Here is a 22,397-nt window from a genome sequence, read left to right on the forward strand (position 1 = left end):
GCGGCCATCGAACTCAGCGGCGCCAATCGTCCTCGTCGAGGGGATCCTCGGGCTCGTCGGCTACCCGACTCCCGTACGGATCACTCGGGTGTGCCAGCTCGCGCTGCAACTGAGTGAAGTCGGTCTGCGGTGAGCTGTACTTGAGCTCACGAGCGACCTTAGTCTGCTTCGCCTTTGCCCGGCCGCGGCCCATGGGGGACCCCCTCGCGCAATAACGGAGCGGCCCGATTACCGAGCGGCTCCGATCTGAGTGTGTTTATCGTCCTGACAACACCTTACCGTGCGTCGTGGAGTCGCGCTGGCAGGCCCACCAGTGAGCGCGGCCCCGGCGCTCAGCGGCGGACGTTGCGCAGCTGCTGAATCGCGATCCGCCCCGCACCCACGACGTCGGCGGGCGGCAGCGTGTCGGCGTCGATGACGGCCGCGACCGCGCTCTCGCCACCCGTGAGCAACGGGGTGTCCGCGGGGAGTCCGCGCTTGAGCAGTGCCAGCGCGATGGGGCCGAAATCGACGTGGTCGACCACGGTGCCGAGACGACCCACGGGCTTGCCGTCGGACAGCACCGGGTCGCCGGTCGCTGGTCGGTCGGCGGATCCGTCGAGATGCAGGAGTGCCAGCATGCGGGGCGGTTTGCCCACGTTGTGGACGCGGGCCACGGTCTCCTGGCCGCGATAGCACCCCTTGTTCAGATGCACCGCTCCCTCGCCAGGGCCGCCGATCCAGCCGACCTCGTGGGGGATGGTGCGGTCGTCGGTATCGAGACCGAGGCGCGGCTGCAGGGCGACCACCCGGTGCGCCTCGTAGGCCCACACGCCGGCGGGGCGAGCGCCGGCGGCGACGAGGCGCTGACGGATGTCCTCGGCGTTCGCCGCGGGCGTAACGACGTCGACCTCACCCGCGCCGAGCGTGCGCACGAAACCGCCGCCGCTGAGTGGGGTGGCACTCCACGGTGCCGGTGGTGTGATTCCGAGCACCGCGGGCACGACCTCGGCCGCGGCGGGTCCGAGCAGAGTCAGCACCTTGAGGTCCGAGACCTCGACTTTGACATCGGCTCGGAACACCATCTTGGTCAGGTAGGCCCGCAGCGGCTCGACGCGCGACGCCTCGGTATCGAGCACGGTGACGCCGTCGAGCTGCGTCTGGAACCAGTGATCCTCGACGCGGCCCTGACCGTCGAGGTTCAGATTCTCGGTGACCGCGCCGTCGGGCAGCTCGCTGACGTGCTGGCTGGAGATGGTGTGCAGCCAGCTGCGGCGGTCGGCCCCGGTGAGGGTCAGGACGGCGCGGTGCGAGCGGTCGACGACCACGACGCCGTCGGCTGCGGTGCGCTGCTCGCCGAGGGGATCGCCGTAGTGCCACACGGCTCCCGCGTCGGGGCCGGTCGCTGGCGCTGGTACCGGAGCTGGAGTCATGGTCCAACTCTACGGAGCGGACCGGCGGATACGATTCGGCCCCATGGCTCCACGACCCGAGCTCGTCGTGACGCTCGACGGCCGGGTGCACGGCGCCGACGCCGCGCTGGTGCGCACCGACGACCCGCTCTTCAGCCGGGGTGACGGCGTGTTCGAGACGCTGCTGCTGCGCGCGGGTGCGCCGTGCCTTCTCGACGCGCACCTGCGCCGCCTGGGGGAGTCGGCGGCCCTCGTCGGATTGCCGGCACCGGAGACGTCGGCCTGGCGCCGGGCCGTCGATCTGGCCGTCGACACGTGGGGCGATGACGAGGGCGTGCTTCGGATGGTGCACGGACGCGGCACGGCGTTCGTGGTCGCGTCGCCGCTGCCGGAGCGGGTGCTCGTCGCCCGCCGCGACGGAGTCGCCGCGATCACTCTGCCGCGGCGACTCGTCGACGGACCGTGGTCGCCGGTGCGCGCGAAGTCGTCGTCGTACGCCGCCAACGCCGCGGCGCTTCGACAGGCGGTCCGGTCGGGAGCCGACGACGCGGTGTTCGTCGACGCGCAGGGCGTCGTGCTCGAGGGGCCGCGGTCGGCGGTCGTGATCGAGTCGGACGGCGCCCTGGTGACTGCGTCGACCGACCTGCCGATCCTGGCCGGAACCACCGTCACCGCGTTGTTCGACGTTGCTCGACAGCGCGGCGTCGAGTGCAGGCACCAGGTGTTCGGAGTCGGCGAACTACTTGCCGCTCAGGCGGTTTGGCTGCTGTCGGCGATCACGCTCGCCGTTCGCGTGCACACGCTCGACGGCAACCCGTTGGATACCGGGATGGCGCGTCTGGACGTGCCGGGTCTGGTGGACGTCGCCGTCGCGGGCTAGTTGACATCGGGGCTGGTCCGACCCCTTAGGGTGGGGACGTGCGTCGCCCGTTGAGCGTTCTCCTTACCGTCGTCCTGTCCGCGGTTGCGTTGGTTCTTGCGCCCATTTCCGTTGCGGCCGTGCCGAATTGGTCGGAATTGGATGCGACGGCGTACGCCGGACCGATCAGCGGTGGAGGAGCGCTGATCGAGTCGGTCCCGCTCGATCCCGCCGTCAGCCTGCCGGCAGCCAGCGCCGCGTACCGGATCCTCTACGCGACGACGAACGCCCACGATCGGCCCGCGGTCAGCACCGCGGCGCTGTTCCTGCCCGTCGGTGCACCACCCGACGGTGGCTGGCCGGTGGTGGCCTGGGCGCACGGGACCGTCGGTCTCGGCGACGACTGCACGCCGTCGGCGCTGCCGCGCAGCGATCGCGACGTCGAGTACCTCGACCACTGGCTGGAACAGGGTTACGCCGTGGTCGCGAGTGACTACGTGGGACTCGGGACGCCGGGGCTCATGAGCTACCTCGACACGGTGTCGACGGCCCACTCGATTGTCGACTCGGTGGTCGCCGGGCACGCCACCGGCCTGCCGCTGTCACCGAAGTGGGCGGTGATCGGGCAGTCCCAGGGCGGCGCGGGCGCACTCGGAACAGCGCGCTACGCCACTGAATTCAGCGCGGGCAGCGGACTCGACTATCGCGGAGCGATCGCTACGGGAACGCCCGCGTTCATCGAGGAGATCGTGGCGACGGCCGGACCCGACCTGGTCGTACCGCCCGAGCTCGGCCCTATCGCCAACGCGTATGCGGCGTACATTCTGGCGGCGTTCTCCGACGTCAGGTCGGATCTGAACGTGGACAGCGTCCTCACCCCGGTCGGGCGCAACGCGGCCGTCCTCGCCGAGACGGCGTGCACCCGCGATCTCGCAGACGCCCTCGCGCAATGGCGCCCGAACGACTTCTTCGCGGCCCCCCTCGCCTCACTGTCCGGTGTCGAACAGGCTCTCGCGGACTACATGGGCATCCCGACGTCCGGATACGACAGGCCGATCTTCCTCGGTGTCGGACTGCAGGACCGCGATGTGCCGCCGTCATCGTCGTTCCGCTTGAACGATGCACTGGTGGCCGCGGGGCAGCCCGTCGAGCTCCACGTCTATCCCGACGACGACCACAGCAGCGCGGTGCTCGCCTCGATGCCGGACTCGACGCCGTTCCTCCAGCGTTTGATGTCCTGACCAGGATTGTTTCCCCACCGCGAAAAACGGTTGTCGGAGTGGGCCTTCGGGCGTACCTTCGTTTTTACACAGGGAAGGAGGTGGTCCGAGAAATTGAGTGACTTATGGACATGTGAGGTGGCTGCCCGCTAGCAGCACCGGGGTTTTGCTGTACGTGCGAATCCCGCGCGCGCTGGCGAATTCCCCGCAGCCACCCGGCCCCCGAGCCCCTTGGTTTGTCCGACCAGGATCAACGGCTCGGGGGCCGCTCCATGTTCGGGGTGGCTCAGCGCGGTTGTTCGAACGTCGGTTCCGGCACGTAGGGGGTCGTAACCGGTGGCACGTAAGTCGGCGCCGGTTCCGGTGTGTAGGTCGGCGTGAGCCGCGGTGCGTAGGTCGGCTCCGGTTCCGGTGTGTACGTCGGCGTGGGTTCCGGTGTGTAGGTCGGCGTCGGTTCCGGTGTGTAGCTCTCCGTGGGCCGCGGATCGTGGGTGGGCATCGGCGTGGAGCTGTCCGTGGGCCGCGGATCGTGCGTGGGCACCGGCGTGGAGTTGCGCGTGGGTTGTGGCGCATAGGTAGGCGCCGGGGCGACGGGCGTTCGAGTGGTGGCCACCACAGGCGGCGGCGGCGTCGTCGGCGACGTACCAGGCTGCGCGACCGCGACGTCCACCATCGGCCATCCGGGGTTGCGGCCGTAGAACCCCGGCGTCGGCCCCGTCAGCTGCCACAACACGAACCGTTCGACCGGGGCGGGGGCCGCCGTGATCACGACGAGCTTGTCGGCGGCGAACTGCGCCCACCTCTCTCCCACGTACGCCGGCGCCCGCCCGGTGATCGCGACCGGCTCTCTCAGCGGGTTGCCGCATTCGCATCGCCCGCGGGACGCCTTCCGCATCGACCATCACTGCGGTTCCCTCCTGGAGCACCGACTGCAGCACGGTGGCGCGGCCGTCCTTGAACCCGTGGTTGGTAACCCGGGTGTCCGTCCGCAGCAGCACCGGCGTCAGCGCCCGCACGTAGTCCGGGATCTGTTCGGGAGTGATCCCGTGGACACCCGCCCACGCGCGACCCTTGTCCGGATTCTCGGCCAGGAACCTGATCAGCAGTTCGGGATCGCACGTCGTCATGTCGCGGGTCCCGCCATAGAGACCGGGTAGGTCGCCGTTGGCCGTGCGCACCGAGGTGGTCGGCGTCGCTGCGGGCGTGTCCGCCGGGGTGGTCGGTGCCGGGGCGAACGTCTTGTTGCCGGGAGCGGGCGACGCCGGACCGAGCGGATCGGTGCCGGGGTCGGTCACCGGCGGCTGCGGTTTGGACACCGGCGGCGTGAACGGGTCCCGCCCCGTGCTCGCTACCGGTTCGAGGAAGACCTCACCGCCGGATTGCTGCTGTGCCTCGTCCGCGGGCTCCCCGATGCCGATGAAGAACATGGCGACGACGGCGACGATCGTAATCGCGACGATGCCCGTGAAGAGCCCCCAGAACCGAGGATTCCGCCAGGACGACCCGCTGGGCGCCTGCTGGTGTTGTTGACCGAACCGGTCGATCCGCCGGGTCTCGTCACCGTCGCCATACGGCGGTGGCCACCGATCGTCCACCGTGGTCCCCCCGTCTCACGCGCCAGGAGTAGGCGCGTCGGCCCCAATGGGTGTCGGGCCAAGATAACCCACCCACTAACACCGTGACCTGCGAAACCCCTGGCCCGATACGCGACGAGCGTGAAGAAATGTACGAAGTTCGCGCGGAAAGTCGCGCTCACCTTCACGTTCGGATCGTGGCCTTTAAGACGGGCCTGGCGCCTTGTCCGCGCACGCCTGCGACGCCTTCGCCCACGTCTCCTCATCCACGCCCGCGGGGGCGCCCGGACCCATCGGCGGCGTCGTCACGCCGTGCTCGGCCAGACACGCGGCGTACCCGCCGTGGTGGCCGGCGGGGGAGGGCTCGGTCTCCGGCGCGGGTGCGTCGGATGACCCGCACGCGCTCAGCAGTCCCGCCGCGGCGACGGCCGCGGTCAGCAGTCGTATCCGCACTAGCCGACGAACCTCGCGAGGCGGGCGGACAGATGCGGCACCAGGCCACCGTCGGCGTCGACGCGCTCTTCGACGTAGGCGAGGTCGCCGCCGTCGACGATGCCGTACAGGCGCTTCGCCCCGCCCACCAACGCGCCCGACTTGCTGCGCGCCAGCGCGTCGGTGGCGAGTTCCCACGACGACAGGTTCAGCGGGTGCCCGTAGAAGAGTTCGACGTATCCGCTGGAGTGTGCGAGCAGGAGTTCGATGGCCTGCGTCTCGCCGGGGTCGGCGGGGTCGTTGACGAACCGCCAGAAGCCCGTCTCGCGGAGTCCGGGGCCCTCGTGTTCACCCGACTCGGACAGCCGCCAGGAGCGCGCTTCCCAGTTGAGGTAGTCGCCACCGTCGTGGGACACGATGATCTGCTGGCCGAACCGGTAGTCGCCGTGACTGCCGCGGCCCTCGCCCTCGCCGCGCCACACACCGACGAGCGGGAGCAGGGCGAGCAGCGAATCACTGAGGCTGACGCCGTCCCGCAGATTGGCCGTATCGGCCGGCGTCGGAAGGTCGTCGAACGTGGGGAGGTTGCGCACCGCCGTTTCCCTGGCGCGTTCCGCAGCAGCGGCCAACGCCTCGTCGCCGGATCCGGGGACGGTCGGGGGCGGTGTGTCGTCCTCGGCCGTCACTGGTCGTCGGTGACGAGCCGGTACACCGCGTACAGCGCGAACCAGGTGATGACGACCACCGCCGCGACAAGCAGGAGTTCGAAGAAGAGCACCACGCCGAGAAGTCTAGTTCCTCGGGTCTACCCAACCGAACCGCGGGCGTGCGGGAAATCTCACTCGCGCACGCCCGCGGACGACGGTTCTAGGCGACCTTGACGTCGATCTCGTGGATGCCGGCGCCCGACGGCGCGACGACGGCGTCGCCGTTGCCGACCTTCGACAGGGCGCGCAGCGTCCAGGTGCCGGGGGCGGCGAAGAAGCGGAAGTCACCGGTGGCCGAGGCGACGACCTCAGCGGTGAACTCGTCCGACGAGTCCAGCAGCCGGACGAACGCGCCGCCGACCGTCTGGCCGGAGCCGTCGACGACACGGCCCGTGATGACCGTCTCCTTCTCCAGATCGACACCTGCGGGCAGGGTCACGCCTTGCTTGGGTGCAGAGCACATATCAACTTCCCAACTCAATCGGGGCTCCCACCAGGGAACCGTATTCCGTCCAACTACCGTCGTAGTTCTTGACGTTGTCGTGGCCCAGCAGCTCCTGCAGCACGAACCAGGTGTGCGACGAGCGCTCCCCGATTCGGCAGTAGGCGATGGTGAGCTTGTCGCCGTTCAGGCCGGCGTCGGCGTACAGCTTGGCGAGTTCCTCGTCGGACTTGAAGGTGCCGTCCTCGTTGGCCGCCTTGCTCCACGGCACGTTGATCGCGCCGGGGATGTGTCCGGGTCGCTGGCTCTGCTCCTGCGGCAGGTGCGCGGGGGCGAGGATCTTGCCGGAGAACTCGTCGGGGGAGCGCACGTCGACCAGGTTCTTCTCGCCGATCGCGGCGATGACCTCGTCGCGGAAGGCGCGGATGTCGTTGTTGGGGGCCTTCGCGGAGTACGACGTCGCCGGCCGGTCCTTGACCTCCGTGGTCAGCGGACGGCCGTCGAGCTCCCACTTCTTGCGTCCGCCGTCGAGCAGCTTGACGTCGTTGTGGCCGTACAGCTTGAAGTACCAGTACGCGTAGGCGGCGAACCAGTTGTTGTTCCCGCCGTACAGGATCACGGTGTCGTCATTGCCGATTCCCTTGTCCGACAGCAGCTTCGAGAACTGCTGCTGGTCGACGAAATCGCGCTTGACCTGATCCTGGAGTTCGGTCTTCCAATCCAGCCGGACGGCGCCGGCGATGTGACCGCCCTCGTAGGCGCTGGTGTCCTCGTCGACCTCGACGAAGACCGTATTGGGAGCGTCGAGGTTGTCCTCAGCCCATTCGGCGCTGACCAGCACGTCGCTGCGAGCCATTGATGAATTCCTTTCGGGTGCTTTGCTTTTGAGAGATCAGGCGGTTGACGGCACTCGCCGCAGGCGCGCGACGAGCGGGTACAGCTGGCAGCCAAGGCAGATGCCGAAGGCGGCGTTCAGGAAGGCCGCGACCAGGGCGAAGGCCGTCGCGACGAGGCCGACGATGTCGAGTCCGACGGCGAAGGCGATCGTTCCGACCACCGCGAACAGGAAGCCGACGAACTGGGCGAACTTCAGCGGTGCTACCGGCTCCTTCTCGGTGACCGGGCCGCGGCGGGGCGCGACGAACGTGGCGAAGATGCGGCCGTAGGGATGCGCGCGCGGTCCGCCGACGGCGCCGATCGCGAAGACGACGCCCTGCAGACCCAGCAGCACCGCGGCGGCGACGCTGCTGACCGCTGACACGGCGAGCACGGCGATGATCACCGCGGTGGTCACCCACGCGGCGAAACGCGGTCCGCGGACGTCGACCTGGTCGATGTTCGGGCTTGACATGTGAATGCTCCTGTAGTCGTCGAGGGGTGTGGGGCACGCCACAAAGGGCTGCTCCGAGCGCTACGCGAAGAGAACGCGGCTACTCAGCAGCTACGACAACAACAGCAACAACCCGCTACGCGGCACAGATCGACTGCACGGCGCTTCGTGAGCCTGAGCTCGAGGCGGGTGGACACGACGGACAGCTTACCCAATGACCCGACCGTCAAGCCAATAACGGTTCAAGGGCCGACCGCAGGTCAGCGGCCCTGGGGACGCCGGTGACGCGGTGGCGCGGGCGGCCGTCGGCGCCGAAAACGATGGTGGTCGGCAGCGACAGCACCGAAAGCCGCCGCGCGGCCTCCGGATTGGCGTCCATATCGATCTCGACGTGCGCGACTGCCGGCAGCTGCTCGCAGACCTCGTCGACGACCCTGCGTACCGCGGCGCACGGCCCGCACCAGTCGGCGCTGAAGTGCAACAGCGTCGGGCCGGTGGTGGACAGGCCGAGGTCGGAGGTATCGACGTCAGCGGCCTTCGCCGCGTCGCGCAGCATCCCGGACCGCAGCGTGATCAGCTTGCCCGCGATGTACGCCACCCCGAGGGCGGCGATCGTCACCACGATGACGACGACGACTGATGAGCTCATGACTGTCTGAACCCCGCGATGGGCACCGTTACTCCCGAGGCGATGCCCTCGATGATGAGGTCGGACCCGCGAGCGCCCGCCGTCGTCGGCGTCAGCGCGAACGGCAGCTTCAGGCCGGGAATCGTCATCGTGAACGCCTTGAGCACGGCGGCCTTCTCATCCTCGGGGACCTCCTCGTCGGCGGTGCCCGGCCCGGTGAGCACCTGGGTCGCAGTCGCCGCCAGCGTCGTCTGATCGCCGCCGACGATCGACAGGTCGACGGACACGCTGACCCGCTCCGCGAAACCGCTGGCGATCGGGGTTCCGGTGAACACCACGCCCTTACTGCTGGAGATGCCCGACTCCGTGGTGCCGCCGGTGGGATCGTTGGTGTCGACCTGCGGTGCTTCCACCAGCAGATCCTTGATGCCCATGAAGCGCCCGACGTGCGTGGAGTCCACGATGATCCGGCTCTCGAGCTTGTCGATCGGCAGCTTCACGTCGGGGGTGATCAGCCAGGAGGACTCCGCGAGATCCACCGAGTGCATCGTCGACTCGAGCGACACCTTCCCGACGACGGGGTGCTCGACGCCGTTGGCCCGGATCTCCACCTCGTTGAACCGGTGCTCGGCCGCCTGCGTCGCGAACGGGAATCCGAGGATGCCGACCCAGGGGTCGAAGTTCAGGTCGTTCGCGGTGCGGACACTGCGCGCCCACCGGTACTCGGCGAAGATCGCACCGCCGAAATCGGCGCCGACGGCCGCGACCACCACCGTCGTCAGCGCGGCCAGCAGACCGAACAGCACCTTGCGCACTCGGACATTCTGGCCTACGCGCTGTGAGGCGAAGCGCTCAGCGCGGCCAAACAGCAGGTAGCAAGCTATCGTTAGTCCATCTCGGTCGGTAACGGCCGCGTGTCAGCCATGAATCTGGGAGGTGACCGACGGTCGTCGTCGAGGATGACAGTCGGTGATCTTCTCGGGAAGTCCTGGAGGACCCGTTGGACCTATTACTACTGACAGTCGACCCGAATCCCGAATCGGTACTGCCGTCGTTGGCGCTGCTGGCCCACAACGTGAGGTCTGCGCCCACCGAGGTGTCGTCGCTTCTGGAGGCGGGTAGCGCCGACGTCGCGATCGTCGATGCGCGCACCGACCTGGCCGCCGCGCGCGGCCTCTGCAGGCTGCTCGGCACCACCGGCACGTCCGTTCCCGTGGTGGCGGTGGTCAACGAGGGCGGTCTCGTCGCCGTCAACGTCGACTGGGGCCTCGACGAGATCCTGCTGCCCGGTACCGGACCGGCGGAGATCGACGCCCGCCTGCGACTGCTGATCGGCCGACGCGGAGGCGTCTCCGATCAGGAGAACGCGGGCAAGGTCAACCTCGGGGAGCTCGTGATCGACGAGGGCACCTACACCGCCCGGCTGCGGGGCCGCCCGCTCGACCTCACCTACAAGGAGTTCGAGCTGCTGAAGTACTTGGCGCAGCACGCGGGCCGGGTGTTCACCAGGGCTCAGCTGCTGCAGGAGGTGTGGGGCTACGACTTCTTCGGCGGCACTCGCACGGTCGACGTGCACGTACGACGGTTGCGCGCGAAGCTCGGCCCCGAATACGAAGCGCTGATCGGCACCGTGCGCAACGTCGGTTACAAGGCCGTCCGTCCCGCGCGCGGCAGGCCGGCCGCGCAGGGCGCCGATCTGTCCGACGACATCGACGATGACGTGTACGCCGACGACGTTCCTGACGTACTGCCGGATCCCCTCCGCGCGCAGTGACCGAATTCGTTTGGCGCACTGAGCTTTCCGACGATGAACAGGCGCGCATCCGGAAGGTGATCGCGGCGGCTGCTGACGTCGACGGCGTCGCGCCCGTCGGCGACCAGGTGCTCCGCGAGCTACTGCACGACCGGACCGCGCATCTGGTGGCGCTCGACGGTGACTCAATCGTCGGATACCTCGACCTCGCGCCGGCCGCCGCCGACGCCCCCGCGATGGCCGAAGCGGTCGTCCATCCGGACGCCCGCAGGCGCGGCGTCGGATCGGGTCTGGTGCGGGCGGGCCTCGTGCGCGGTGGCGCGGCGACCCGGATCTGGGCCCACGGCAACCTCGCCGCGGCGCAGGCGACGGCGGGCGCTCTCGGTCTCACCGCCGCCCGCGAGCTGTGGCAGATGCGCCGCGGGTTGGCGGACCTGCCCGAGGTGCCGTCGGCACCCGGCATCGAGGTGCGGACGTACGCCGGGCAGGCGGACGACGCCGAACTGCTGCGCGTCAACAACGCGGCGTTCTCGTGGCATCCGGAACAGGGCGGCTGGACCGACGCCGACATCGCCGAGCGGCGCGGGGAGCCGTGGTTCGACGCGGCGGGACTGTTCCTGGCGTTCGACTCGACGACCGGCGGGCTACTGGGTTTCCACTGGACGAAGGTGCACGGCAGTGGACTCGGCGAGGTGTATGTGGTCGGGGTCGATCCGGACGCTCAGGGTCGGGGTCTCGGTGCCCTGCTGACCCTCGTCGGATTGCACTACCTGGCGGAGCGCCTCGGCGTTGCCGGCACCGTCATGCTCTACGTCGAGGCCGATAACTCCGCTGCCGTGAAGACGTACGAACGGCTCGACTTCGGGGTGTCCAGCGCCGACGTGGCGTACACGGCGGGCTAGGCGCTCGACCGCGCTAGCTCGGGGTCGTTCGTGCGAGCCGGCGTCAGAACGGCGGCAAGCTGTGCCAAGGCTCGATCGACCACCCGGAAATAGGCCCATTTGCCGCGTTGCTCGCGACTGACGAGCCCGGCTTCCACGAGTTGTTTCATGTGGTGCGACACCGTGGGTTGGGAGAGGGCCAGCGGCTCGGTGAGGTCGCAGATGCACGCTTCGGCGCCCTCGGCGGCGGCGATCAGCGACAGCAGCCGCACCCTGGCCGGGTCCGATAGCGCCTTGAAGATGTGCGCCAGCCGCTCGGCCGCAGCGGGTTCGAGACTGCCGCCCGTCAACGGCGAGCAGCACGAGGAGAGGTCCACGGCGGCGACGTCGGTAGTGGGCATGACCCGATGGTGCCACACGTATTGACAACTGTCGATGCGTTGGGCACAGTCGACGTATCGAGAGTCGTCGATACGAGGAGAAGGATCCATGTCTGAACTGCCCGTTGCCGTCATCGGGGCCGGACCTCAGGGTCTGGCCGCTGCTGCGCACCTCATCGAGTGGGGAATCGAACCCGTAGTCCTCGAGGCGGGTGCGGGTCCGGCGGCAGGAGTGAGGGCGTGGGGCCACGTGCGGATGTTCTCGGCCTGGAGCGAGTTGGTCGACCCCGCGGGGGCGCGGCTGCTGCAGCCATCCGGGTGGGTTGCCCCTGAGCGGGGGTATCCCACCGGAGCCGAATGGGTCGACCGGTATCTCGCCCCGCTCGCGGACGCTCTGGGTGATCGGGTCCGCTACGGCGCGCGCGTCACCGGGGTGTCGCGGCGCGGCCGTGACCGACCGGTCAGCGCCGACCGTGAGAACCAACCCTTCGTGATTCACGTCGCCACCGCCGCCGGGGTGGAGTCGCGGTTCGACGCCCGCGCTGTCATCGACGCGTCGGGCACCTGGACGCAGCCCAATCCCGTTGGTGCTGACGGATTACCGGCGATCGGTGAGTCCCTCGCCGCGGCGGCTGGCGCGCTGACCTATGTTCCACCCACTCCTGATCAGGGTTCGGCGCTCGCCGGCCGGCACGTGGTCGTGGTGGGCAGTGGGCACTCGGCGATGACGACGGTCATCGACCTGGCTGCCGTTGTCAAAGAGCACCCTGCTACCAAGGTGACGTGGGTGCTGCGGCGAACTGTGGTCGACGACAACACCTTCGGTGGCGGCGAGGCCGACGCCTTGCCGGAGCGCGGTGCGTTGGGGCTGCGGTCGAGGGAGGCGGTCGACTCAGGCCTGGTGACTCTGGTGACCGGTTTCCGCGTCGAACGGATCGCGACGGATGGCAGCACGGTCACCCTGGTGGCCGAAGACGGCCGCGCGCTGCCCGCAGCCGATCACGTCGTCGCGTTGACGGGTTTCAGGCCCGATCTGTCGTTCCTGTCGGAGATGCGGCTCGACCTCGATCCGATTCTGCAGGCGCCGGCAAAGCTCGCACCGGAGATCGATCCGAATCTGCACTCCTGCGGCAGCGTCATGCCGCACGGTGCACAGGAGTTGGCTCACCCGGAGTTGGGCCTTTACGTGGTCGGGATGAAGTCCTACGGTCGCGCGCCGACGTTCCTGGCGATGACGGGCTACGAGCAGGTTCGCAGCGTGGCGGCTGAATTGGCGGGTGACCACGAGGCGGCGCGCCGCGTCGAGTTGGTGCTTCCCGATACCGGGGTGTGCGGCGGCGCGGGGCTTTTCGACGATCCGATCGCCGATAACGGTGGCGGTTGCTGCGGTGCACCGGCGCAGGCTGACACGCTGTCACTGTCGTTGACGGGCAACCCGACGACGGCATGAGTGACGCAGATACGGTGCAGCCCGACTCTCCCACCGATGCCGGGCTGCGCCGTGTTCTGATCACGTTGTGTCTGACCCAGATCACCAGCTGGGGTGTGCTCTATTACGCGTTTCCCGTCTTGTCGATACAGATCAGTGCCCAAACCGGATGGTCGCAGCCGTCGGTGACTGCGGCATTCACCGGGGCGCTGTTGACCTCGGCCGTGCTGGGCATCTGGGTGGGGCGCAGGCTGGACCGGCACGGTCCGCACTCGATCATGAGTGTCGGTTCCGTGCTGGGACCGGTCGCCCTGTGCGCCGTGGCGCTCGCCCCGAATCCGGTGTGCTTCGTGGCCGCGTGGATTGCGGTGGGCGTGGCGATGGGCGCGGTGCTCTACCCGCCCGCGTTCGCGGCGCTGACCCGCTGGTACGGGCCTCGGCACGTGGGGGCACTGACGATCCTGACGTTGGTGGCGGGGTTGGCCAGCACCGTGTTCGCCCCCCTGACCGCCATGCTGTCGGATCATCTCGATTGGCGGACAACGTATTTCGTGTTGGCCTCGGTGCTCGCAGCGGTGACCGTGCCCGCCCACGTGTTCGGCCTGCGGCAACCGTGGCCACCCGCACCGGATCGGCACCTGGTGGAGTCGCCGACCCGCACGGCGAGAAGCCGCGCCTTCGTGATGTTGACGCTGTCCTTCGCGCTGGCGACGTGCGCCTCGTACGCGATCATCGTGAATCTCATTCCGCTGATGGCCGAATCGGGTATCAGCACGGGGGTTGCCGCGGTCGCGCTGGGTCTGGGCGGCGCCGGCCAGGTGCTTGGGCGCCTCGGCTACCGCACCCTGGTACGCAGGGTCGGGGTGCGAGCACGCACCGTCCTGATCTTCGCCGGGGTCGCCGTCACCACGGCGCTCCTCGGCGTCTTCACCTCGCCGACCGCGCTGATCGCCGTCGCCGTCGTCGCCGGATTCGTCCGTGGCGTGATGACCCTGCTCCAGGCGACCGCGGTGACCGAACGTTGGGGGGCAACTCATTACGGTCACCTCAGCGGCATCCTCTCCGCTCCGATCGCACTGAGCACGGCGATGGGACCGTGGATCGGCGCCGCGCTGGCCAGCGCCCTCAACGGCTACGCGCCGATGTTCCTGGTTCTGGGTGGCGTCGGGGTCCTGGCTGCGCTCATCGCGCTCGCCACCCGTCCGCGAACACCGCTCGCCGGCAACGGCGTTGAAGCCGGTTGACCTAAGTGCAGCAGTTCGGGTCGAGAACCACGCACAGCGCGGCAATCGAGTCGCGCCGCACCTGGTGATACACGTTCATCCCGCGGCGCTCGGATGCGACCAGGCCGGCCTTGCGCAACTGGCTGAGGTGATGGCTGACGGTGGATTCGGTCAGCCCGACAGCCGCCGCGAGGTCGCCGCTGTTCTCCTCACCGGCAGAGCTGCTGAACAGCAGTGACACGAGTTTGACTCGCGCTGGATCGGCAAGGGCTTTGAGTCGCAGTGCCACCTCGAGCGCCGCCTCGTCGTCCATCGGACCCGCCGCAACCGGTGAGCAACACACGGGTGCGGACATGTCGACCAGGGGTAGCGATTTAGGCATGAAAGTCACCTTACCCAAAGCATTGACATATGTCGAAGAGGTGGAGCATCCTGAAGTAGCAGTAATTCGATATATGTCACACGACTATGGAGGTTCCCATCATGTCCCGTGTCCAGCTCGCCCTCAACGTCGACGACCTCGGCGCCGCAGTCGCGTTCTACGCCAAGCTGTTCGACACCCAGCCCGCCAAGATCAAGGACGGCTACGCGAACTTCGCCGTTGCCGAACCCCCGCTCAAGCTGGTCCTGCTGGAGAATCCCGGTCAGGGCGGCACGATCAATCACCTCGGCGTCGAGGTCGAGTCCAGCGACACCGTGCACGCCGAGATCACCCGACTCGCAGGCGAGGGCCTGGTCACCGAAGAGGAGATCGGCACGACCTGTTGCTTCGCCACCCAGGACAAGGTCTGGGTCACCGGCCCCGCCGGGGAGAAGTGGGAGGTGTACACCGTCCTGTCGGATTCGGAGACGTTCGGAAACAGTCCTCAGCGCGCCGGCGATTCCTCAGCCGCAGGGGATGTGTGCTGCGGTGGGGCCGCGGGCGCCGAGAACGCGAGCGTGAGCACGTCCTGCTGCTAGCGGCGGAGGTGCGCGATTTCCAGCTGCTCGGCGAGCGCTCGTATCCGGACGGCTATGTCATCGCGCACCAACCGCATCCGCTCGATGCCGTCTATGCCGCGTTCGGAGGGTTCGTCGGTATCCCAGTTCTCGAACCGTGTGCCGGGTACGGCCTCGACTCGGGCTTCGCGACCGAGGGTGACCACGAGGTCGACGTCCCGGACGAGCTGGGGGTCAACGAGTTTCGGTGTCTCTCCGCCGATGTCGACGCCCACTTCGCGCAGGCTCTCCGCGGACAATCCGTTGACCGAGGTGCCCGGTTTGGTGCCTGCCGAGTGGACGTCCACCGAGTCGCCTGCCAGCTGTCGCATCAAGCCGGCCGCCATCTGCGATTTGCCGCCGTTCTTCACGCACACGAACAACACCGATGGCTTGGCGGTCACCTCGTCACCCCGGTGGCGGCGGCACTTTGGTCGGCGAAACGTCCTCTCAGTGCCAGCGATACGTACACCAGGGCGACGAGAACCGGAACCTCGATGAGCGGCCCGACGACTCCAGCCAGTGCCTGGCCGGACGTGACGCCGTAGGTGGCGATGGCAACCGCGATGGCGAGTTCGAAGTTGTTGCCGGCGGCGGTGAATGCGAGCGTGGTGGTGCGCTGATACCCCAGCCCGATGGCGGCACCCAGCAGGTAGCCGCCTCCCCACATGATGGCGAAGTACGCCAGCAGGGGCAGTGCAATTCGGGCGACATCCCACGGATTGGAGATGATCTGGTCGCCTTGCAGCGCGAAGAGGATCACGATGGTGAACAGCAATCCGATCAACGCCCAGGGGCCGATCTTGGGTAGGAGCTTGCGTTCGTACCAGTCACGCCCCTTTGCCTTCTCGCCAATACGCCGCGTCAAATATCCTGCAAGCAAGGGAATTCCGAGGAAGATGAGCACTGACTTGGCGATCTGCCAGACCGACGTGCTGATGGTGGTCTGTTCCAATCCCAGCCAGCCGGGAAGGACCGAGAGGTAGAACCAGCCGAGTACGGCGAACATGATCACCTGGAACACCGAGTTGATCGCGACGAGCACAGCGGCGGCTTCGCGGTCACCGCATGCGAGGTCGTTCCAGATGATGACCATGGCGATGCAACGGGCCAGTCCGACGATGATCAGCCCGGTCCGGTACTCGGGCAGGTCGGGGAGCATGAGCCAGGCCAGGGCGAACATCAGTGCAGGACCGAGCACCCAGTTGAGCACGAGGGATGCGGCAAGGAGTTTGCGGTCACCGGTTACGGTGTCGAGTCGGTCGTACCGCACCTTGGCCAACACCGGATACATCATCACCAGCAGACCGATGGCAATGGGCAGTGAGATGCCGTCGATTTCGACCGCGCTCAGCGCATCGCCGAGGCCGGGGATGAGCCTGCCGAGCAGGAGTCCGGCGACCATGGCGACGCCGATCCACACGGGCAGTAGCCGGTCGAGTCCGGATAGTTTCTTGACCACGGCCGGATGGTCGGCGGTGTCGGGTGTGCTCATTCCGATGTCTCCTCGAAGCATGAAGCTGAAGGGGCGGCGATACCGCCTTCGATGTGCAGGGTGTCCGACAGCTGTTGCAGGGCTGAGGGAATGGCTCGGTAGTGGCGACTCGTCTTGCTCATGACCGAGCAACCGCGAATGTCACTGCCTGTCTGCGACGGGTTACCCACGAACCGCGACGCCGAGTTCTTGGAGCAATCGGCGCACCCGCTCCTCGATGTCGTCGCGAATGTGGCGGACGGCATCGAGGCCCATGCCGGCCGGGTCGTCGAGCTTCCACTCCTCGTAGCGACGTCCTGGAAACACCGGGCAGGCATCACCGCAGCCCATGGTGATCACCACGTCGGCGGCCTGCACGACCTCATCGGTCCACGGCTTGGGGTACTCGTGCGAGATGTCGATGCCGACCTCGGCCATTGCCGCGACCGCTGCGGGGTTCACCTCCATCCCCGGTTCGGAGCCGCCGGACCAGGCGACTGCTGTGTCACCGGCCAGCTGGGTGAAGAAGCCCATCGCCATCTGCGATCGCCCTGCGTTATGCGTGCACAGGAACAGCACAGTCGGCTTACCGTCGTTCGACTTACCCTCCACCTTCGCGAGTGCGCGAAGACGCTGTCGGGCGAAACGTTCGGCTAGGAGAGGAAGGAAATTGGGCACGGACGCGCGGCTGGCGAACTGGTCGTAAGAGGAATGCAGGAACAGTTCGATGGTCTCCACGCCGAACATATCGGCGAAGTCCTTCTCGAGCCGCGCGGCCGCGGTCTTGATCGCCAACTTCTGGTCAATGGATAGGTCACGATGCGGGTGTGCCTGGCTGTTCGTGGTCATCGTTGTCCAATCGGTCGGGGGTTGGTCAGGTGGTCTGCAGATGGGTGGCGAGCCGCTCGACTCGCAGGGTCAGCTCGCCAACGGTGTCGTCGAAGGCGCTTGCGCGAGCGGCGCGTGCCGGGTCGCGCACCGACCAGTGGAGTCGGGGCAGAACCTCGGGCAATGACTCGTGAGCGTGGTCGCACACCGCGATGACGAGATCTTCGGCCGCCAGTACGTCGCCCAGGTACCGCGGCTTGGTTCCGCGCATCGACAGGTTGTGGCGCACGGCCGCCGCGACAGCGCCGGGGTGAACACGCTGCGCGGGCTCCGTTCCGGCCGACGTCGCGGGCACCGAGCTGCGCCGGTTCCAGATGGCGGCGGCCAGCTGGCTGCGCGCCGAGTTCTGCGTGCAGACGAAGACAATGCGGTGAGCACGATGCCGTACTGCCGGCAGGGCACCGTCGAGTGCGGAGTGGTTCAGCGTGAAGTAGGCACGACGTGCGTCCGCTTCGGAGCGGGATTTCGACACCACCCCGGCTTTCACCAGCACGCCGAGGTGGTGCGCCATCAGGTTGGACGCCATCGGTACGACGGCACGCAGCTCGGACGGCGAGGCGTCCGCGGTCAGCAGGTGGTCGACGATGGCGAGGCGCGTCGGCTCCGCGAGTGCGGCGAACACCGCTGCACGGTCGGCCAACGTCTGATCTGACTCAGTGGACATTGACTCAATTCATACTGAGCTATGTAAGCGGTCGTCAAGTCCTCCAGTGGTTTCGTCGCCGCCGTCCCATTGCCAGTTCATCTTCCGTTCACCTTTCGGGGGCTGTTCATTCACCACACCCACCTAGGTTCTCAGGCGAGCAGGAAGCATCTGCTCGACGCGACGATGCCCCGTGAACCGGGGCAGTCGGCTCGAACGCCGGGCGTCTCAACGTCTCTATGAAGGAGCTTCGTGAAGGCCAAACGAACTGGAACCGCGCTGAGCCTGCTGGCTGCCGGTACCTTGCTGCTGTCTGCGTGCGGCAGTGACAACAACGCCGCGTCGGGATCTGGAGACACCGGTTCGGCACCCGCCGGCGACTGCGGCGGCAAGGAAGCTCTCAAGGCCAGCGGGTCGTCCGCGCAGGCCAACGCTATGACGCGCTTCATCAACGCCTATGAGAAGGACTGCCCCGGCTTCACCCTGAACTACACGTCAAGCGGTTCGGGTGCCGGTGTCTCGGAGTTCCTGGGCGGACAGACGGACTTCGGTGGTTCGGATTCTCCGCTCAGCGCCGAGAAGGGTGAGTACGACAAGGCCAAGGAGCGCTGCGGGGGAAGCGACGCCTGGAACCTGCCTGCGGTGTTCGGGCCGATTGCGGTCACGTACAACGTCGAAGGCGTTGACGGCCTGGTCCTCGACGGCCCGACCGTGGCCAAGATCTTCAACGGCACGGTCAAGACCTGGGACGCCCCCGAGATCAAGGCGCTGAACGAGGGTGCCGCCCTTCCGGCCGAGCCGATCAACGTGATCTTCCGCAGTGACGAATCGGGTACCACCGACAACTTCCAGAAGTACCTGGACGCGGCGTCGGACGGTGCCTGGGGCAAGGGCGCGGGCAAGTCCTTCGCGGGCGGTGTCGGCGAGGGCGCCAAGGGTAACGAGGGCACCTCGGCGGCGATCTCGAGCACCCCCGGTTCGATCACCTACAACGAGTGGTCGTTCGCCAAGGCGCAGAACCTGTCGATCGCCAAGATCATCACCTCGGCCGGACCCGAGCCGGTCGAACTGAGCACCGAAACGGCTGGCGTCGCCATCGACGGGGTGAAGTTCAAGGGCGAGGGCAACGATCTGGTACTCGATACGGCGTCGTTCTACATGCCGACCGAACCCGGCTCTTACCCGATCATGTTGGCCGCCTACGAGATCGTGTGCTCGAAGTACCCGGATGCCGACGTGGCCACGGCGGTCAAGGCGTTTCTGAAGTCGGCGCTCGGCAACGGACAGACCGGGCTCGAGGAGAACGGCTACACCCCGATTCCCGAGGCGTTCAAGACTCGCCTGACCGAGGCTGTCGACGCCATCAACGCGACCACCTAGTCGTCTCGGACAAATGTCAGTGACACCTGATTCGACCGCTGTGGGCTCGTCGGCTAAGCCGTCGGGCCCACAGCGGGGGGATACTCCCGATGTGCCAACCAACCCCTCGAAAGGATCAGCGTTGAGGCAGGGTGACGGGCGCTGGGGCGACACCGTCTTCAAGTCCATCGCGGTCGCTGCCGGCGCCACCATCATCGGCGCTATCGCGTTGATGGCGCTCTTCCTCATCGTCAAGGCGATTCCGTCGTTGCAGGCGAACCAGGCCAACTTCCTCACCAGCACGGAGTTTCTCACCAGCGACTCGGACAACCTGCGGTTCGGCGTCCGTGACCTGTTCATGGTCACGGTGCTCAGTTCGGTGTTCGCGCTGATCATCGCGGTACCCATCGCGATAGGCATCGCCGCGTTCCTGACGAACTACGCTCCCAAGCGACTGGCGCGGCCGTTCGCGATGCTGGTTGACCTACTGGCGGCGGTGCCGTCCATCGTCTTCGGCCTGTGGGGCATCTTCGTGCTGGCTCCGTGGCTCACCCCGGTGGCGACCTTCCTCAACGACAAGCTCGGCTGGTTCTTCCTCTTCTCAACCGGCAACGTGTCGCTGGCTGGAGGTGGCACTATCTTCACGGCGGGGATCGTGCTCGCGGTGATGATTCTTCCCATCATCACCTCGGTCACCCGCGAGGTGTTCGCGCTCACCCCGCGCGGCCACGTCGAAGCCGCCCAGGCCCTGGGCGCGACCAAGTGGGAAGTCATTCGGATGACGGTGTTCCCCTACGGCCGCAGTGGCATGATCGCGGCCTCGATGCTCGGCCTGGGACGTGCGCTCGGCGAGACGATCGCGATCCTGATCATCCTGCGCACCGCTGCGCAGGCGGGCGCCTGGTCGCTGTTCGACGGTGGTTACACGTTCGCGTCCAAAATCGCCTCGGCGGCAGCTGAATTCAGCGCTCCGCTGCCGACAGGTGCATACATCGCCGCCGGCTTCGTGCTCTTCGCGCTGACGTTCATCGTCAACGCGCTGGCTCGTGCAGCGGCTGGCGGAAGGGTAAGCGGAGGATGACGGCAACACTCGACCAGGCGCTGAAGGGTCCGACGTTCCACCCGGTCAGCCCGAGCAGGAAGTTCAAGAACGCTCTCGCCACGACGCTGTTCACCGCGTCTTTCCTGCTCGCGATGATCCCGTTGGTCTGGCTCATCTATACGGTGCTGGCCAAGGGCATCACCGCGATCACGGGCTCCACGTGGTGGACCAATTCCCTGGCCGGTGTGCTTCCCGAAGAGATGGCCGGGGGTGTGTACCACGCGATCTACGGCACACTGATCCAGGCGGCGATCGCGGCTGTGCTATCGGTTCCCCTGGGTGTGATGGCCGCGGTGTACCTGGTCGAGTACGGCCGGGGCCGGTTCGCGAAGGTCACCACGTTCATGGTCGACATTCTCGCCGGCGTGCCGTCGATCGTCGCCGCTCTGTTCATCTTCGCGTTGTGGATCGCCACCCTGGGATTCGAGCAGAGTGCCTTCGCCGTATCGCTTGCGCTGGTGTTGCTCATGCTTCCCGTGGTCGTACGTAACACCGAGGAGATGCTGAAACTCGTTCCTGACGAGTTGCGAGAGGCGTCTTACGCATTGGGCGTCCCGAAATGGAAGACCATAGCGCGCATCGTCGTTCCCACCGCCCTGCCCGGAATGATCAGCGGCATCCTCCTGGCCCTCGCCAGGGTCATGGGGGAGACGGCCCCGGTGCTGGTGCTCGTCGGTTACAGCCGGTCCATCAACATGGACGCATTCGAAGGCAACATGGCGTCGCTGCCCCTGCTGATCTACACCGAACTGGTCAACCCGGAAGCCGCGGGCGCACTGCGCGTTTGGGGCGCCGCATTGACCCTCATCTTGATCATCGCGGCACTGTATCTCGGCGCTGCATTCATCAACCGATACCTGACGCGGAACAGAGTTTAGGAGCCTCATGGCTAAGCGACTTGATCTCAAGGATCTGAACATCTACTACGGTTCGTTCCACGCCGTCGCGGACGTGGGGCTGTCGGTCACACCGCGCAGTGTCACAGCGTTCATCGGGCCATCGGGCTGCGGTAAGTCGACCGTGCTCCGGACGCTCAACCGCATGCACGAGGTGCTTCCCGGTGCCCGTGTCGAGGGTTCGGTGCTGCTCGACGGTGAGGACATCTACGCCTCGGGTATCGATCCGGTGAGCGTTCGCAAGACCATCGGGATGGTGTTCCAGCGACCGAACCCTTTCCCCACCATGTCGATTCGCGACAACGTGGTGGCCGGGCTGAAGTTGCAGGGCACGCGCAATAAGAAGACGCTCGACGAGGTCGCCGAGCGGTCCTTGAAGGGCGCGAACCTGTGGAACGAGGTCAAGGACCGGTTGGACAAGCCGGGCGGGGGGCTCTCCGGCGGTCAGCAGCAGCGCCTCTGCATCGCCCGTGCGATCGCCGTGCAGCCCGACGTGCTTCTGATGGACGAGCCCTGCTCAGCACTCGACCCGATCTCGACGCTGGCGATCGAAGATCTGATTTCGGAATTGAAGCAGGACTACACGATCGTCATCGTCACGCACAACATGCAGCAGGCCGCACGCGTCAGCGATCAGACCGCGTTCTTCAATCTGGAGGCCACCGGCAAACCCGGTCGGCTGGTCGAGATCGATGAAACCGAGAAGATCTTCTCGAACCCGACGCAGAAGGCGACTGAGGACTACATCTCCGGTCGCTTCGGGTGATTTCGGCGCGCCAACCGCCCATCCGCGGGCAGTCAGCGCGCC

Annotated in this window: 27 protein-coding genes and 1 pseudogene; 11 read left to right on the forward strand and 17 right to left on the reverse strand. The window is 67.2% G+C overall.

The features are described 5' to 3' along the window. Positions 1 to 13: 13 nt before the first annotated feature. The gene (locus NM203_RS04565; protein ID WP_255058502.1) at positions 14 to 193 is read right to left on the reverse strand and encodes a DUF3073 domain-containing protein; all 180 of its coding nucleotides are present in this window, start codon (positions 191 to 193) and stop codon (positions 14 to 16) included. A 139-nt stretch (positions 194 to 332) separates the two neighbouring features. Beyond that, positions 333 to 1,412 (reverse strand): CAF17-like 4Fe-4S cluster assembly/insertion protein YgfZ, encoded by a 1,080-nt coding sequence (gene ygfZ, locus NM203_RS04570; RefSeq protein ID WP_255058503.1) that lies wholly within the window; start codon positions 1,410 to 1,412, stop codon positions 333 to 335. A 43-nt stretch (positions 1,413 to 1,455) separates the two neighbouring features. Here ygfZ and NM203_RS04575 point away from each other — a divergent pair, with 43 nt between their 5' ends. Both NM203_RS04575 and NM203_RS04580 read left to right on the forward strand, forming a co-directional pair. Further along, on the forward strand, positions 1,456 to 2,271 hold the full coding sequence (locus tag NM203_RS04575; RefSeq protein ID WP_255058504.1) for an aminodeoxychorismate lyase: 816 nt from the start codon (positions 1,456 to 1,458) through the stop codon (positions 2,269 to 2,271). A gap of 50 nt (positions 2,272 to 2,321) precedes the next feature. Further along, a complete protein-coding gene (locus NM203_RS04580) occupies positions 2,322 to 3,491 on the forward strand; it encodes an alpha/beta hydrolase family protein (protein ID WP_456299311.1) in 1,170 nt (389 codons plus the stop codon). Between the two features lie 265 nt (positions 3,492 to 3,756). On the opposite strand, the pseudogene NM203_RS04585 reads toward NM203_RS04580, so the two are convergent. The 9 genes and pseudogenes from NM203_RS04585 to lmeA all read right to left on the reverse strand — a co-directional run bounded on the left by NM203_RS04585 (position 3,757) and on the right by lmeA (position 9,398). Further along, positions 3,757 to 4,897, reverse strand: a pseudogene (locus tag NM203_RS04585) (DUF6777 domain-containing protein). Positions 4,898 to 5,248: 351 nt separating this feature from the next. Continuing rightward, a complete protein-coding gene (locus tag NM203_RS04590; RefSeq protein ID WP_255058507.1) occupies positions 5,249 to 5,497 on the reverse strand; it encodes a hypothetical protein in 249 nt (82 codons plus the stop codon). Beyond that, positions 5,497 to 6,162, reverse strand: a complete 666-nt coding sequence (locus NM203_RS04595; RefSeq protein ID WP_255058508.1) for a heme-binding beta-barrel domain-containing protein — start codon at positions 6,160 to 6,162, stop codon at positions 5,497 to 5,499. Before NM203_RS04595 ends, NM203_RS04590 begins: the two co-directional genes overlap by 1 nt. A gap of 181 nt (positions 6,163 to 6,343) precedes the next feature. Then, positions 6,344 to 6,646: a DUF1416 domain-containing protein gene (locus tag NM203_RS04600; protein WP_255058509.1), complete on the reverse strand. Its 303-nt coding sequence runs from the start codon at positions 6,644 to 6,646 to the stop codon at positions 6,344 to 6,346. A 1-nt stretch (position 6,647) separates the two neighbouring features. Beyond that, the gene (locus NM203_RS04605) at positions 6,648 to 7,481 is read right to left on the reverse strand and encodes a sulfurtransferase (RefSeq protein WP_255058510.1); all 834 of its coding nucleotides are present in this window, start codon (positions 7,479 to 7,481) and stop codon (positions 6,648 to 6,650) included. 36 nt (positions 7,482 to 7,517) lie between these two features. After that, the gene (locus NM203_RS04610) at positions 7,518 to 7,976 is read right to left on the reverse strand and encodes a DUF4395 domain-containing protein (protein ID WP_255058511.1); all 459 of its coding nucleotides are present in this window, start codon (positions 7,974 to 7,976) and stop codon (positions 7,518 to 7,520) included. Between the two features lie 83 nt (positions 7,977 to 8,059). Further along, positions 8,060 to 8,152 carry an Ms5788A family Cys-rich leader peptide gene (locus NM203_RS33465; RefSeq protein WP_408633295.1) on the reverse strand — a complete coding sequence of 31 codons (93 nt, stop codon included), beginning with the start codon at positions 8,150 to 8,152 and terminating at the stop codon, positions 8,060 to 8,062. A gap of 29 nt (positions 8,153 to 8,181) precedes the next feature. Further along, positions 8,182 to 8,604 (reverse strand): thioredoxin family protein, encoded by a 423-nt coding sequence (locus NM203_RS04615; RefSeq protein WP_255058512.1) that lies wholly within the window; start codon positions 8,602 to 8,604, stop codon positions 8,182 to 8,184. After that, positions 8,601 to 9,398: a mannan chain length control protein LmeA gene (lmeA, locus tag NM203_RS04620; RefSeq protein ID WP_255058513.1), complete on the reverse strand. Its 798-nt coding sequence runs from the start codon at positions 9,396 to 9,398 to the stop codon at positions 8,601 to 8,603. The genes NM203_RS04615 and lmeA overlap by 4 nt, the downstream gene beginning before the upstream one ends. Positions 9,399 to 9,583: 185 nt before the next feature. On the opposite strand from lmeA, the gene NM203_RS04625 reads away from it, so the two are divergent. Both NM203_RS04625 and mshD read left to right on the forward strand, forming a co-directional pair. Then, positions 9,584 to 10,357, forward strand: coding sequence for a winged helix-turn-helix transcriptional regulator (locus NM203_RS04625; protein ID WP_255058514.1), 774 nt, complete (start codon positions 9,584 to 9,586; stop codon positions 10,355 to 10,357). Further along, the gene (mshD, locus tag NM203_RS04630) at positions 10,354 to 11,238 is read left to right on the forward strand and encodes a mycothiol synthase (protein ID WP_255058515.1); all 885 of its coding nucleotides are present in this window, start codon (positions 10,354 to 10,356) and stop codon (positions 11,236 to 11,238) included. The genes NM203_RS04625 and mshD overlap by 4 nt, the downstream gene beginning before the upstream one ends. On the opposite strand, the gene NM203_RS04635 is transcribed toward mshD, so the two are convergent. After that, positions 11,235 to 11,618 carry an ArsR/SmtB family transcription factor gene (locus tag NM203_RS04635; protein ID WP_255058516.1) on the reverse strand — a complete coding sequence of 128 codons (384 nt, stop codon included), beginning with the start codon at positions 11,616 to 11,618 and terminating at the stop codon, positions 11,235 to 11,237. The genes mshD and NM203_RS04635 overlap by 4 nt on opposite strands. 88 nt (positions 11,619 to 11,706) lie before the next feature. Between NM203_RS04635 and NM203_RS04640 the strand changes: the two genes are divergently transcribed. Next, positions 11,707 to 13,047, forward strand: coding sequence for an NAD(P)-binding domain-containing protein (locus tag NM203_RS04640; protein WP_255058517.1), 1,341 nt, complete (start codon positions 11,707 to 11,709; stop codon positions 13,045 to 13,047). Then, positions 13,044 to 14,270 (forward strand): MFS transporter, encoded by a 1,227-nt coding sequence (locus NM203_RS04645; protein ID WP_255058518.1) that lies wholly within the window; start codon positions 13,044 to 13,046, stop codon positions 14,268 to 14,270. Before NM203_RS04640 ends, NM203_RS04645 begins: the two co-directional genes overlap by 4 nt. A gap of 1 nt (position 14,271) precedes the next feature. Here NM203_RS04645 and NM203_RS04650 read toward each other — a convergent pair whose 3' ends face one another. Then, positions 14,272 to 14,631, reverse strand: a complete 360-nt coding sequence (locus NM203_RS04650; RefSeq protein WP_255058519.1) for an Rv2640c family ArsR-like transcriptional regulator — start codon at positions 14,629 to 14,631, stop codon at positions 14,272 to 14,274. Positions 14,632 to 14,732: 101 nt separating this feature from the next. On the opposite strand from NM203_RS04650, the gene NM203_RS04655 reads away from it, so the two are divergent. Beyond that, on the forward strand, positions 14,733 to 15,209 hold the full coding sequence (locus NM203_RS04655; protein ID WP_255058520.1) for an ArsI/CadI family heavy metal resistance metalloenzyme: 477 nt from the start codon (positions 14,733 to 14,735) through the stop codon (positions 15,207 to 15,209). Here the strand turns inward: NM203_RS04655 and NM203_RS04660 are convergent. The 4 genes from NM203_RS04660 to NM203_RS04675 form a co-directional block, all read right to left on the reverse strand. Then, positions 15,206 to 15,574: an arsenate-mycothiol transferase ArsC gene (locus NM203_RS04660; protein ID WP_408633305.1), complete on the reverse strand. Its 369-nt coding sequence runs from the start codon at positions 15,572 to 15,574 to the stop codon at positions 15,206 to 15,208. The two genes, NM203_RS04655 and NM203_RS04660, sit on opposite strands and share 4 nt — an antisense overlap. A gap of 53 nt (positions 15,575 to 15,627) precedes the next feature. Further along, on the reverse strand, positions 15,628 to 16,722 hold the full coding sequence (gene arsB / locus NM203_RS04665) for an ACR3 family arsenite efflux transporter (protein ID WP_255058523.1): 1,095 nt from the start codon (positions 16,720 to 16,722) through the stop codon (positions 15,628 to 15,630). A 162-nt stretch (positions 16,723 to 16,884) separates the two neighbouring features. Then, the gene (locus NM203_RS04670) at positions 16,885 to 17,550 is read right to left on the reverse strand and encodes an arsenate reductase ArsC (RefSeq protein WP_255058525.1); all 666 of its coding nucleotides are present in this window, start codon (positions 17,548 to 17,550) and stop codon (positions 16,885 to 16,887) included. Positions 17,551 to 17,575: 25 nt separating this feature from the next. Beyond that, complete coding sequence (locus NM203_RS04675; protein ID WP_255058527.1) at positions 17,576 to 18,253, reverse strand: arsenate reductase/protein-tyrosine-phosphatase family protein; 678 nt, start codon at positions 18,251 to 18,253, stop codon at positions 17,576 to 17,578. Between the two features lie 231 nt (positions 18,254 to 18,484). On the opposite strand from NM203_RS04675, the gene pstS reads away from it, so the two are divergent. The 4 genes from pstS to pstB are packed head-to-tail and all read left to right on the forward strand — an operon-like array spanning position 18,485 to position 22,355. Beyond that, the gene (pstS, locus tag NM203_RS04680; protein ID WP_255058528.1) at positions 18,485 to 19,612 is read left to right on the forward strand and encodes a phosphate ABC transporter substrate-binding protein PstS; all 1,128 of its coding nucleotides are present in this window, start codon (positions 18,485 to 18,487) and stop codon (positions 19,610 to 19,612) included. A 13-nt stretch (positions 19,613 to 19,625) separates the two neighbouring features. After that, positions 19,626 to 20,672 (forward strand): phosphate ABC transporter permease subunit PstC, encoded by a 1,047-nt coding sequence (pstC, locus tag NM203_RS04685; protein ID WP_255058529.1) that lies wholly within the window; start codon positions 19,626 to 19,628, stop codon positions 20,670 to 20,672. Next, a complete protein-coding gene (pstA, locus tag NM203_RS04690; protein WP_255058530.1) occupies positions 20,669 to 21,571 on the forward strand; it encodes a phosphate ABC transporter permease PstA in 903 nt (300 codons plus the stop codon). The genes pstC and pstA overlap by 4 nt, the downstream gene beginning before the upstream one ends. Positions 21,572 to 21,578: 7 nt before the next feature. After that, positions 21,579 to 22,355 carry a phosphate ABC transporter ATP-binding protein PstB gene (pstB, locus tag NM203_RS04695; RefSeq protein WP_255058532.1) on the forward strand — a complete coding sequence of 259 codons (777 nt, stop codon included), beginning with the start codon at positions 21,579 to 21,581 and terminating at the stop codon, positions 22,353 to 22,355. Positions 22,356 to 22,397: the final 42 nt, after the last annotated feature.

The organism is Mycolicibacterium arenosum (assembly GCF_024320865.1).
Lineage (GTDB): Bacteria > Actinomycetota > Actinomycetes > Mycobacteriales > Mycobacteriaceae > Mycobacterium > Mycobacterium arenosum.

Bases quoted from the DNA above. Each gene is read 5' to 3' on its own strand.
- NM203_RS04650 (WP_255058519.1), bottom strand. From the start codon at position 14,631: ATGCCTAAATCGCTACCCCTGGTCGACATGTCCGCACCCGTGTGTTGC.
- NM203_RS04660 (WP_408633305.1), bottom strand. From the start codon at position 15,574: ATGGCGGCCGGCTTGATGCGACAGCTGGCAGGCGACTCGGTGGACGTC.
- pstA (WP_255058530.1), top strand. From the start codon at position 20,669: ATGACGGCAACACTCGACCAGGCGCTGAAGGGTCCGACGTTCCACCCG.
- NM203_RS04670 (WP_255058525.1), bottom strand. From the start codon at position 17,550: ATGACCACGAACAGCCAGGCACACCCGCATCGTGACCTATCCATTGAC.
- NM203_RS04635 (WP_255058516.1), bottom strand. From the start codon at position 11,618: ATGCCCACTACCGACGTCGCCGCCGTGGACCTCTCCTCGTGCTGCTCG.
- pstB (WP_255058532.1), top strand. From the start codon at position 21,579: ATGGCTAAGCGACTTGATCTCAAGGATCTGAACATCTACTACGGTTCG.
- NM203_RS04565 (WP_255058502.1), bottom strand. From the start codon at position 193: ATGGGCCGCGGCCGGGCAAAGGCGAAGCAGACTAAGGTCGCTCGTGAG.
- NM203_RS04675 (WP_255058527.1), bottom strand. From the start codon at position 18,253: ATGTCCACTGAGTCAGATCAGACGTTGGCCGACCGTGCAGCGGTGTTC.
- arsB (WP_255058523.1), bottom strand. From the start codon at position 16,722: ATGAGCACACCCGACACCGCCGACCATCCGGCCGTGGTCAAGAAACTA.
- pstC (WP_255058529.1), top strand. From the start codon at position 19,626: ATGTCAGTGACACCTGATTCGACCGCTGTGGGCTCGTCGGCTAAGCCG.
- NM203_RS04645 (WP_255058518.1), top strand. From the start codon at position 13,044: ATGAGTGACGCAGATACGGTGCAGCCCGACTCTCCCACCGATGCCGGG.
- NM203_RS04600 (WP_255058509.1), bottom strand. From the start codon at position 6,646: ATGTGCTCTGCACCCAAGCAAGGCGTGACCCTGCCCGCAGGTGTCGAT.
- NM203_RS04605 (WP_255058510.1), bottom strand. From the start codon at position 7,481: ATGGCTCGCAGCGACGTGCTGGTCAGCGCCGAATGGGCTGAGGACAAC.
- NM203_RS04640 (WP_255058517.1), top strand. From the start codon at position 11,707: ATGTCTGAACTGCCCGTTGCCGTCATCGGGGCCGGACCTCAGGGTCTG.
- NM203_RS04655 (WP_255058520.1), top strand. From the start codon at position 14,733: ATGTCCCGTGTCCAGCTCGCCCTCAACGTCGACGACCTCGGCGCCGCA.
- NM203_RS04615 (WP_255058512.1), bottom strand. From the start codon at position 8,604: ATGAGCTCATCAGTCGTCGTCGTCATCGTGGTGACGATCGCCGCCCTC.
- ygfZ (WP_255058503.1), bottom strand. From the start codon at position 1,412: ATGACTCCAGCTCCGGTACCAGCGCCAGCGACCGGCCCCGACGCGGGA.
- NM203_RS04610 (WP_255058511.1), bottom strand. From the start codon at position 7,976: ATGTCAAGCCCGAACATCGACCAGGTCGACGTCCGCGGACCGCGTTTC.
- NM203_RS04575 (WP_255058504.1), top strand. From the start codon at position 1,456: ATGGCTCCACGACCCGAGCTCGTCGTGACGCTCGACGGCCGGGTGCAC.